This window comes from Roseicyclus sp. (assembly GCF_052168335.1).
GTDB lineage: Bacteria > Pseudomonadota > Alphaproteobacteria > Rhodobacterales > Rhodobacteraceae > Roseibacterium.
Window position 1 is genome coordinate 1 of the sequence record NZ_JBQLZP010000271.1, and the last position, 10,732, is coordinate 10,732.

Sequence of the window (10,732 nt, forward strand, 5' to 3'; positions counted from 1 at the left end):
AGCGTCGCGTAGGAGACCGGCGCCTCGCCCGCCATTTCGGCCAGCGGTCCCGTCGTCGTCAGCGCCGAGACGGCGAGGATCAGCGCCTCCTCGAAGCCCGGGCCCGTCGCCGCCAGCGCCAGCTGGACCGCGGCGAGCGACAGGATGAAGAGCATGAAGAAGATCCAGGCGATATAGGCCCCCTCGCGGCGGATGCGGCGCCCGAGGCGGCCCGCGCCCGCGACCGAGTTGGGATAGATCAGCTTGCCCATCTCGCGCGCGCCGTGCTTGTAGAGCGCGTAGACCCGGAGGAGCTTGAGCCCCCCCGCCGTCGTGGCGACGCCCCCGCCCATCAGCACCAGCCCGACGAGGAGGAGGCCCGGCGTCTCGAGCCCGGACCATTGCCGCGCCTCCACCCAGCTTTCCGAGACGAAGCCCGTCGTGGTGATGAAGGAGAGGACCGTGAAGGCGCCGCCCCAGAGCGCCGCGACCGCGTTGCCGATGTCGGCGACCGTGTCCACCTCGAGCGCGCCGAGCCAGTGCCGCGCGAAGAGGAGCGTCGGCAGGACCACCACCGCGAAGGCCGCGAGCCGGACCTCGCGGTCGGCCGCCACCCGTTCGAACCAGGTGCGGTCGAAGCGGTCCGAGAAGGTCCGCCGCGACAGCGCGAAGACCAGGAAGACGAGGATCATCGCCTCGCCCGCGATGCCCGCCGGCCGCCCCTCGAGCCCGTCGACCGGCGTGATGCCCGAGGTGGCGAGCGTGGACATGGCGTGGATGACGGCGACGAGCGGCGCCTCCCCCGCCGTCACGAGGAGCAGGGCGAGCGTCACCGTCAGCACGAGATAGATCGGCGCGAGCTGCGCCGCGCTGGCGCGCAGCCGTTCGGCCGGGCCGATGGCGCCGGTCTGCGAGGCGTTGGACGGCAGCCCGCCCGCGACCCGCGCCTCCGCCGTGACCTCCGCCCCGCCGAGCCCGAGCGGGTTCAGCACCGCCATGGCGCTGACCCAGATGAGGAGCCCGCCGAGCCAGCCCACCGTCGCCCGCCAGAGATGCACCGCGGGCGCGAGCCGCTCGGGCTCGAGGATCACCGCACCCGTCGTCGTCAGGGCCGAGACCATGTCGAGATAGACGTTGATGAAGCGCGTGTTGCCCACCGCCTCCTCCATCGGCACGGCGAGGACGACCGGCAGGAGGAGGTAGGACAGGACCAGCGTGACGAGCTGGCGCCGCTCGCTCGGGGGCGTGCGGTTGCCCTGCGTCGCGATGCCGATGAGGGTGGCCGCCACCATCGTCAGGAGGCTGCCGTAGAAGAAGGCGCGCGACGTCGCGTAATCGCCCGAGGCCACCGCCACACCGGAGGGCAGCAGCATCGCGCCAGCCGAGAGCCAGAGCAGAACCACGAAGAGCGGCAGGTTGCGGAACCAGTCCACCATCGCTCAGAAGAAGTCGATGGAGACCTGGAGGAGCATCTCCACCGCGGGAACGTCGGCCGCGAGGGCGAAGATCACGATGGAATCGCCCTCCTCGATCCGGGTCGAGCCGGTGGGCCTCAGCACCTTGCCTCCCTTCTGCACGGCGGCGAGGATCGCGCCCTCGGGAAAGTCGATCTCGCGCACGGCCTTGCCCGCGATGGACGAGGTCGAAAGCACCTGCGCCTCGATCACCTCGGCCTCGGCGTCGCCGATGGAATAGACGCCGCGCACCCGCCCGTGCCGGATATGGCGCAGGATCGAGGAGACGGTCGTGGCGCGCGGATTGATGTAGGCGTCGATCGAGAGGGGCTCCATCAGCGGCACCAGCGTCGGATCGTTCACGAGCGCGATGGCCATGCGCGCGCCCGCCGACTTCGCCCGCACCGAGGCCAGGAGGTTCGTCTTGTCGTCGTCCGTGACGCAGAGGACGGCGTCGCTGCGCTCGACCCCCGCCTCCTTCAGAAGCTCCATGTTGAGCCCGTCGCCGTGGAGCACGATGGTCCGCTCCAGCGCGTCGGCGGCGATCTCGGCCCGGTCGCGGCGGGCCTCGATCACGCGGCTGCGGACGCGCTGCTGGCGCCGCTCGAGCGTGCGGGCGACCGTCAGGCCGACATTGCCGCCGCCGATGACGATGACGCGCTCGGGCGGCTTCGCGGTCTTGCCGAAGATCTCGAGCGTGCGCTCGGCGTCCTGGGCGTGGGTGAAGACGTAGATCTGGTCGCCCTCGAAGAGCTGGTCGCCCGGCTCGGGCACGAAGAGCGTCCCGTCGCGCCGGACGCCCACCACGATGGCCCGCAGCGTCGAGAACAGCTCCGACAGCTGCTTGAGCGGCGTATTCAGCACCGGGCACTCGGAAGAGAGCGCGATCCCCAGCATCTGCGCGTCGCCGGAGAGGAAATTCTCGGTGTCGAAGGTCGAGGGCGAGCCGATGCGCCGGAGCGCCGCCTCCGCCACCTCGCGCTCGGGCGAGATCACCACGTCGATGGGCAGGTGGTCGCGGCGGTAGAGGTCGGAATAGATCGCGTCGAGGTAGGACTGGCTCCGCAGGCGCGCGATCTTGCGCGGGACGGAGAAGACGGAATGGGCGACCTGGCAGGTCACCATGTTCACCTCGTCCGAGAAGGTCGCCGCGATGATCATGTCGGCGTCCCGCGCGCCCGCGGTGTCGAGCACGTCGGGATGGCTCGCGAAACCCGTGATCCCGCGCACGTCCAGCGTATCGGTCGCGCGGCGCACGAGCGCGGGATTGTTGTCCACCAGCGTGACGTCGTTGTTCTCGCCGGACAGGTGCCGCGCGATCTGCCAGCCGACCTGGCCCGCACCGCAGATGATGACCTTCATGTGCCCTTCACCGTCCGGGTGTCCCTGGGACCAGATGGATGGCAGAGCGGGACGGTGGCGTCAATCAAGCGCCTCAGTCCTCCATCTGCGCCATCCGCGCGCCGGTCTTGCCCGAGGTCACGACGCCGAGCGACTTGAGCTTGCGGTGCAGCGCCGAGCGCTCCATGCCCACGAAGCTGGCCGTGCGGCTGATGTTGCCGCCGAAGCGGTTGATCTGCGCCAGGAGATACTGCCGCTCGAAGAGCTCGCGCGCCTCGCGCAGCGGCAGCGTGGTGAGCGACGCCGACAGCGCCAGCCCTTCGCCGTCGCCCTGGCGGCTCTCGGCGGGGCTCGGCACGTCCTTGGCCTCGATGGGGCCCGTGCCCTCGCCCAGGATCAGCACGCGCTCGATCACGTTGCGGAGCTGCCGGACGTTGCCGGGCCAGCTCATCGTCTGGAGGAGCGCCACGGCATCCTCGCCGAGTTCGCGCAGCGGCAGGCCCTGGTCGCGGTTGAAGGTCGCGATGAAGTGGCGGGCGAGCTCGGGGATGTCGTCGCGCCGGTCCTCGAGCGTGGGGACGTCGATCGGCACCACGTTCAGCCGGTGATACAGTTCCTCGCGGAACCGTCCGGCCGCGATCTCGGACTGGAGGTCGCGCGTCGTCGACGAGATCACGCGGAGATCGACGCGGACCTTCGCAGTGCCGCCGACACGGGTGAAGGACTGGTCCACCAGCACGCGCAGGATCTTCGACTGCGTGCCGAGCGGCATGTCGGCGACCTCGTCGAAGTAGATGACGCCGCCATGCGCCTGTTCGAGGAGGCCCTGCTCCACCCCGCGCTCGGGGCTCTCGCGGCCGAAGAGCACCTCCTCCATGTGGTCGGGCTGGATCGCGGCGGAGGAGACCGTGACGAAGGGCGCACCCGAGCGGTTGGAATGGGCGTGAATCCAGCGCGCCGCCACCTCCTTGCCCGAGCCCGGCCCGCCCCGCAGCATCACCCGGCCGTTCGACTTCGTCACCTTCTCGAGCTGCGAACGGAGCGTGCGGATCGCGGCGGAGGAGCCGACCATGTCGGTGGCGCGCACCTCCTGCCGGCGGAGCGAGGCGTTCTCGCGGCGCAGGCGCGAGGTCTCCATCGCGCGGCGGATCACCACGAGGAGCTGGTCGATGTTGAAGGGCTTCTCGATGAAGTCGTAGGCGCCCTGCTTGATCGCGGCGACCGCGATCTCGATGTTGCCGTGGCCCGAGATGATGACGACCGGCACGTCGGGGTTGTCCTGGCGCACGTGCTTGAGGATGTCGATCCCGTCCATGCTGCTGTCTTTCAGCCAGATGTCGAGGACCATCAGCCCCGGCGCGGCCTTGTTCAGCTCGGCCATGCACTCGTCCGAGGTGCCCGCGCGCCGCGTGGTGTAGCCCTCGTCCTCGAGGATGTCGCAGATCAGCTCGCGGATATCGCGCTCGTCGTCGACCACAAGAATGTCGGTCATCTATCCCTCCCCGCCATTGGCCCGGACCTGGTCCCTGAGCCGCGGCAATGTCATCCGCGCCATCGCTCCGCGATGCGCGCCTTGCGAAAACTCCTCGGCGTCGATCAGTTCGAGCGTGCCGCCATGCTCCTCGACGATCTTCTTGACGATGGGCAGGCCCAGCCCCGTGCCCTTCTCGCGCGTGGTCACGTAGGGCTCGAAGAGCTTGGCGCGGTCGGGCGGCAGGCCGATGCCGTTGTCGGCGATCTCGATCACGAAGGTCTCGGGCGTCGTCTCCATCCGCACGCGGAGCTCGGGGCGGAAGCCCTCGGGCGCGCCCTTCTCCACCAGGCTCTCGATGGCCTCGCCGCCGTTCTTCATCAGGTTCGTGAGCGCCTGCCCGATCATCGTGGCGTCGAGCTCGGCCATCACCGGGGCGTCGGGCAGCGACACCGCGAAGACGGTGCCGGGCTGGCCCGCGCGCTGGAGCGTCACCGCCTCGCGCAGGAGCTGCACGGCGTCTTCCACCCGCGTCTCGGGCTCGGGCATGCGGGCGAACTTGGAGAACTCGTCGACGATGCGGCGCAGGTCGTTGGTCTGCCGCACCACCACCTCGGTCATCTGCTCGAGCTGGGCTGCGTCCTCCTCCGAGAGGTGGCGGGCGAACTTGCGCCTGATGCGTTCGGCCGAGAGCTGGATGGGCGTCAGCGGGTTCTTGATCTCGTGCGCGATGCGGCGGGCCACGTCGCCCCAGGCGGCCATGCGTTGCGCCGAGACGAGGTCCGTCACGTCGTCGAAGGCGACCACGTAGCCCTCGAGCGCGCCGTCGGTGTTGCGCCGCGTGGCCATGCGGACCAAGAGGCTCTCCTGCTTGCCGCGGCGGGTCAGCTTGATCTCCTCCTGCACGCTTTCGCTGAAGCTGCCGGTGAGACGCTCGAAGAGCGCCGCGAACTCGGGCACCGCGGCCTGGAGCGAGAGGCCGGAATCGCGCTGGTCGATCAGGCCGAGAAGCTTGATCGCCGAACGGTTCATGAAGTCGATCCGCCCCTCGGCGTTCAGGCCGATCACGCCCGCCGTCACGCTCGTCAGCACGGAATCGAACAGCCGCCGGCGCGCCTCGGTCGCTGCGTTCTGCTCGATCAGCGCATCGCGCTGGCCCTTGAGCTGCCGCGTCATCTGGTTGAAGAGCTGGCCGAGCATCGCGATCTCGTCGTCGGTCTGCTCCTCCTGCACGCGCACGTCGAGGTCGCCCTGGCCGACACGCTGCGCGGCGCTGGCCAGCCGCCCAACCGGCCGCGACAGCCGCTCGGCGAACCAGAGGCCCAGCCAGATCGCGGCCAGCACCATGATGATCGCGAAGCCGAGGTAGAGCAGCCCGAACTCGAACAGCACCCGCCCCCGATCGAGCTCGAGCTGGCGGTAGAGGCGCACGGTCTGCTGCGTCTCGTCGAGGAGGGCGATGATCTCGCCGTCCACGTCGCGCGAGACGTAGAGGTAGCGGTCGGGAAACGCGTCGAGGCGCAGGAGCGCCCGGAATTCGTTCTGGGCGCGGTCCTCGATCAGGACGAGGTCGCCCCGCTCGGCCTCGGCCAGTTGCGCGTCGGTCGGACGCTCGAAGTCGAAGAGGTAGCTGCGTTCGCCCCGCGCCCGGATCTCGCCGCCGCCGTCGATCACGAAGGCCTCGCGCAGGCCCCGCTGGATGCCGCCCTGCCCCTGGCTGAGAAGCTGGCGCAGCTCGCCATCCGTCAGGAACGGCGCCGCGCGGCGGTTGAGGTTCAGGAAGGCCGCCAGCGCGCGCGCATCCTGCGAGAGGTCGTCGCGGTGTTCCTGCTGGTAGGCCTGCGCCGCGTCCAGCGAATTGCCGAGCGCGGTCGAGACCCGGTCCGAGAACCAGCCTTCGAGGCCCATGTTCACCGTGATCGTGGCGAAGACCGCGACGAGGATCGTGGGCACCAGCGCCACGACGGTGAAGACCCCGGTGAGGCGCAGGTGCAGTCGCGATCCGGCCGACCGCGCGCGCCGCGAGGCGAGAATGCGCGCCACCTCCCGCAGCACAAGCGCCGCCACCACGAGGATGTAGACGAGGTCGGCGAGGAGCACGAGCCGGAGCGCGGGCGTGACGGCGGATTCGGCGAGCGGACCGAGGACGAGAAAGGTCGCGACCGCCAGAACCGGCCCCAGGATCACCAGCCCGAGCGTCCCGGCCGAGCGCCAGCGGCGCTCCTTCCGCATCAGCGCGAGGCGCTCGATGAGCGAGGGAGCCGCCCTGTCCGCCGACCGGTCAACCACGATGCATCACTGCTCCAGCACAGGCGGCGGAGGCTCCGCCAAGGACCTTTCGTGGCCGTGCCTATTCTGCCACGAACCTGTGGCCCTCTTACATCAACTTGCGGCGCCGAGTCACGCGAATATCCAGATCGGTAATCTTTTTTCTCAAGGTATTGCGGTTTATCCCCAGAAGCTCGGCACATTTTGCCTGGTTGCCGCCGGTCGCCTCGAGGGCGATTTCGATCAGCGGACCCTCCACTTCGCGGAGAATCCGGGTGTAGAGGCCGGGCGGCGGCAACACGCCGCCGTGCAGGTCGAAGTAGCGGCGCAGGTGCTTGGCGACGGAGGCCGAGAGCTTGTCGCCCTGCCCGCCCCCCATCAGCGGCTCGATCGCGGGCTGCGAGCCGAGCACCGCCTCGACCTCGGCGCGGGTGATCTCCTCGGCGGGGCTGGTGACGGTGAGGCGGCGGATCGTGTTCTCGAGCTGGCGCACGTTGCCGGGCCAGGAATAGGCGCGCACGAGGTCCATCGCTTCGGAGGAAAACCGCCGGAGGCTCGCCCCGTCGCGCTCGGCCCGCGCGAGGAAGTGGTTGGCGAGCAGCGGGATGTCGTCCACCCGCTCGCGCAGCGATGGCACCGAGATCGCGACGCCGCCGAGCCGGTAGAACAGGTCCTGGCGGAACTCGCCCGCCTCCATCCGCTCCATCAGGTCCTTCTGGCTGGTGGCCATGACGCGCGGCGCGCTGTCGCCCATGGCGTCGAGCATCCGCACGATCTTGGCCTGCGCGGCCTCGCCGAGATCGCCCACCTCGTCGAAGAGGATCGAGCCGCCGCGGGCCCGCGCCATCACCGTCGAGGGCCCGTCCATCCCCTCGAGGTCGGCGGGCGCGGCCACGACGAAGGGCAGCGTTCGGCGGTCCGAGAAGTCGTGGATCGCGCGGGCGATCAGGCTCTTGCCGGTGCCGCTCTCGCCGGTGATGAGCACGGGGAGGTCGGTGTTCATCACCCGCGCCACCAGCCGGTAGAGCGCCTGCATCGACGGCGTCCGGCCCACGAGCGGCAGATCCTCCTGCGCCGAGGGCACGATCTCGGAGACGGGTTTGGAGGGCGCGGGCGAGCGGCGCTTCTGGTCGAGCGCGCGGGCCGCGCGCTTCATCAGGTCGGGCAGGTCGAAGGGCTTGGGCAGGTAGTCGTAGGCGTCGGCCTCGGTCGCCTGGATCGCCGTCATGATCGTGTTCTGCGCCGAGATGATGATGACCGGCAGGCCGGGCCGCTTCTCGGAGATCTTCGGCAGCGTCTCGAGCCCGTTGCCGTCGGGCATGATGACGTCGGAGATCACGAGGTCGCCCTTGCCCTCCTCGACCCAGCGCATGAGCGTCATCAGGCTCGATGTCGCGTGCACCTTGCAGCCCGCGCGCGTCAGCGCCTGGGTCAGGACCGTGCGGATCGTGCGGTCGTCGTCGGCGACGAGAACGGTGCCGTCCATGTCAGTATGCTCCGGGACTTGATGCGCTCACGGCGTGGCCTCGCGCGGCGCGATGGGAAGGGAGATGCGAAAGACGGTGCGACCGGGCACGGAATCGACCGCGATCCAGCCCTCGTGGTCGGCGATGATCTTGGAGATCAGCGCGAGGCCGAGGCCGGTGCCGTTCTCCCGCCCCGAGACGAAGGGCTCGAAGATGTCGCCGGCGATTTCGGGCGGGATGCCGGGGCCGTCGTCGATCACCTCGACCTGGAGGGGCACCGCGCCCTGCGTCCCGTCGCGACGGCGGACCTTGAGCGAAAGCTCGTAGAAGGTGCGCAGACGGATCGTGCCGCCCGCGCGGCCCGCCTCGGCGGCGTTCTTCAGGAGGTTCAGGAACACCTGGCTCAGCTGGTCGGGATCGCCCCAGGCGGGTGGCAGCGAGGGGTCGTAGTCGTCCTCGATCTCCATGTGCGCGGCGAAGCCCATCGCGGCGAGCTTGCGCGTGCGGTCGAGCACGTCGTGGATGTTGACCGCGCGCCGCTCGGGCGGGCGGACGTTGCCGAACTCCTCGACCTGCTCCAGCAGCTTCAGGATGCGCCGCGTCTCGGCCACGATGAGGTCGGTCAGCTCGCGCTCCTCGCCGCTCGCGCTCATCGAGATGAGCTGCGCCGCCCCGGTGATGCCCGCGAGCGGGTTCTTGATCTCGTGGGCCAGCATCTCGGCCATGCCGATCGCCGATTTCGCCGCCGATTTCGAGGACATGGCGCGGTCGAGGCGGCCCGCGAGTTCCCGGTTCTCGAGCAGGACGAGCACGTGGTCGGGCTTGTCGGCCAGCGGCGCGATCTGCACGTCGCAGGAGACGGGCTTGCGGCTGCCGGTGCCCACGTCGACCGAATTGACGAAGAGCGCCGAGTGCCCCTCGCGGATGCGCGAGAAGGCGTCCTCGAGCGGCGCGTCCACGAAGATCTTGTCCCAGACCGGATGGCCCTCGAGCGAGCGGCGCGAGGCGTTGAGGAAGGTCTCGGCGGCCGGGTTCACGTCGCGGATACGGTCCTCGGCGTCGACGATCAGCGCCGGGACGGGCAGCGAGGCCCAGAGCGAATTCGTGACCGCGCTCATGCGGCGGCCGCCCCAGGGCTCAGGTCGAGCGCGTCGCCGAGAAGCCGCAGCACCGCGCGCGGATCGCCCTCGGTCAGGAGGCGGCGGCGCAGCGCGGCGGGCGTGCCCGCCTCGTCCATGTACCAGCCGAGATGCTTGCGCGCGACCCGCAGGCCCAGCTCCGCCCCGTAGAAGGACAGCATGTCCTCGTAGTGGCCCGCCACCAGTGCCGCGAGGGCGGCCCCGCGCGGCACCTCCGGGCGCGGGCTGCCGTGGAGCGCCGCGCCGATCTCGGCCAGCGCCCAGGGTCTGCCTTGCGCCCCGCGTCCCACCATCACGCCATCCGCGCCGGAGAGGGCGCGGGCGCGCGCCGCGTCCTTCGCGTCACGGATGTCGCCGTTGGCGATGACCGGGATCGAGACGGCCTCCTTCACCGCCCGGATCGCGGCCCAGTCGGCGCGTCCCTTGTAGAACTGGCAGCGGGTGCGCCCGTGGATCGTCACCATGGCGATCCCCGCCCCCTCGGCCCGGCGTGCGAGCTCGGGCGCGTTCATCAGGTCGTCGTCCCAGCCGAGCCGCGTCTTCAGCGTCACCGGCACGTCGACCGCGCCCACCACGGCCTCGATCAGCGACAGCGCGTGGTCGAGGTCGCGCATCAGCGCCGAGCCCGAGAGGCCGCCCACGACCTTCTTGGCCGGGCAGCCCATGTTGATGTCGATGATCCGCGCGCCCTGCCCCGCGACGATGCGCGCGGCCTCGGCCATCCAGCAGGGCTCGCGTCCCGCAAGCTGCACCGCCGTCGCCGCCTCGCCGAGGCCGAGCTCGGCCCGCGCGCGGACGGAGGGCTTCTCCTCCACCATCTCGCGGCTGGCCACCATCTCCGAGACCACGAGGCCCGCGCCGAAGGACGCGACCAGCCGCCGGAACGGCAGGTCGGTGATCCCGGCCATGGGCGCGAGAAGGACCGGAGGGGCGAGGCCCGTATCTGCCAGCGAAACGGCCAATTGCTCAAACCTTGTGCACGACGCCCCTTCGATAGAGCGGGCAGATTCGGAGTTCAAAGAAAAGCCTTTTGTCACAGCGACTGCGCCGGGGCGCAGCCGCGCTTTTGACCATATCGCACATTTTTTGGGCAGTTGCAGCGCCGCATTGTGCCGCGTCCGCTTTGGTCCTAAACCGCGCCACATGTCCTCCGCGCCCCAGACCGACACGCCCCCGACCGCCGCCGCGATCATCGTCGCGGCCGGGCGGGGCGTCCGCGCGGGCGGCGGATTGCCCAAGCAATACAGGGGCCTGGCGGGTCGGAGCGTGCTGGCGCGCACGGTCGCGGCCTTCGACGCGCATCCCGCCGTCGGCGAGATCGTCGTTGTGCGGAACGCCGACGACGCCGCACTCTATGCCACCGCCGGAATCGCCGCGGAGACGCCCCTCTGCGATGTCGTGGGCGGCGCCACGCGGGACGCCTCGGTGCGCGCGGGGCTCGCGGCCGTGTCGGGCGCCCTGCCCTTCGTCCTGATCCACGACGCCGCGCGCCCGCTGGTGTCCCGCAGCGTGATCGACGGCGTGCTCGCCGCGCTGGCGACCCACGAGGGCGCCGCCCCGGCGCTGCCCGTCACCGACGCGCTCTGGCGGGGCGACGGCACCGTGACCGGCACC

General features: G+C 70.5%; 8 protein-coding genes. 1 reads left to right on the forward strand and 7 read right to left on the reverse strand.

The features are described from left to right. From ACTS11_RS08245 to dusB, 7 genes are all read right to left on the reverse strand, one after another. The coding region (locus ACTS11_RS08245) for a potassium transporter TrkG (protein ID WP_442639846.1) at positions 1-1,415 on the reverse strand (1,415 nt) is incomplete at its 3' end. A 3-nt stretch (positions 1,416-1,418) separates the two neighbouring features. Beyond that, positions 1,419-2,795, reverse strand: coding sequence for a Trk system potassium transporter TrkA (gene trkA / locus ACTS11_RS08250; protein ID WP_442639847.1), 1,377 nt, complete (start codon positions 2,793-2,795; stop codon positions 1,419-1,421). A gap of 73 nt (positions 2,796-2,868) precedes the next feature. Then, positions 2,869-4,266: a nitrogen assimilation response regulator NtrX gene (gene ntrX / locus ACTS11_RS08255; protein ID WP_442639848.1), complete on the reverse strand. Its 1,398-nt coding sequence runs from the start codon at positions 4,264-4,266 to the stop codon at positions 2,869-2,871. Continuing rightward, positions 4,267-6,477, reverse strand: coding sequence for an ATP-binding protein (locus ACTS11_RS08260; RefSeq protein ID WP_442639853.1), 2,211 nt, complete (start codon positions 6,475-6,477; stop codon positions 4,267-4,269). A 145-nt stretch (positions 6,478-6,622) separates the two neighbouring features. After that, positions 6,623-7,999, reverse strand: coding sequence for a response regulator (locus ACTS11_RS08265; RefSeq protein WP_442639849.1), 1,377 nt, complete (start codon positions 7,997-7,999; stop codon positions 6,623-6,625). Between the two features lie 27 nt (positions 8,000-8,026). Then, the gene (locus tag ACTS11_RS08270; RefSeq protein ID WP_442639850.1) at positions 8,027-9,097 is read right to left on the reverse strand and encodes a two-component system sensor histidine kinase NtrB; all 1,071 of its coding nucleotides are present in this window, start codon (positions 9,095-9,097) and stop codon (positions 8,027-8,029) included. Then, complete coding sequence (dusB, locus tag ACTS11_RS08275) at positions 9,094-10,080, reverse strand: tRNA dihydrouridine synthase DusB (RefSeq protein WP_442639851.1); 987 nt, start codon at positions 10,078-10,080, stop codon at positions 9,094-9,096. The genes ACTS11_RS08270 and dusB overlap by 4 nt, the downstream gene beginning before the upstream one ends. A 181-nt stretch (positions 10,081-10,261) precedes the next feature. Between dusB and ACTS11_RS08280 the strand changes: the two genes are divergently transcribed. After that, a partial coding sequence (locus tag ACTS11_RS08280; RefSeq protein ID WP_442639852.1) for an IspD/TarI family cytidylyltransferase occupies positions 10,262-10,732 on the forward strand: 471 nt, incomplete at its 3' end.

Bases quoted from the DNA above. Each gene is read 5' to 3' on its own strand.
- trkA (WP_442639847.1), bottom strand. From the start codon at position 2,795: ATGAAGGTCATCATCTGCGGTGCGGGCCAGGTCGGCTGGCAGATCGCG.
- ntrX (WP_442639848.1), bottom strand. From the start codon at position 4,266: ATGACCGACATTCTTGTGGTCGACGACGAGCGCGATATCCGCGAGCTG.
- ACTS11_RS08260 (WP_442639853.1), bottom strand. From the start codon at position 6,477: ATGCGGAAGGAGCGCCGCTGGCGCTCGGCCGGGACGCTCGGGCTGGTG.
- ACTS11_RS08265 (WP_442639849.1), bottom strand. From the start codon at position 7,999: ATGGACGGCACCGTTCTCGTCGCCGACGACGACCGCACGATCCGCACG.
- ACTS11_RS08270 (WP_442639850.1), bottom strand. From the start codon at position 9,097: ATGAGCGCGGTCACGAATTCGCTCTGGGCCTCGCTGCCCGTCCCGGCG.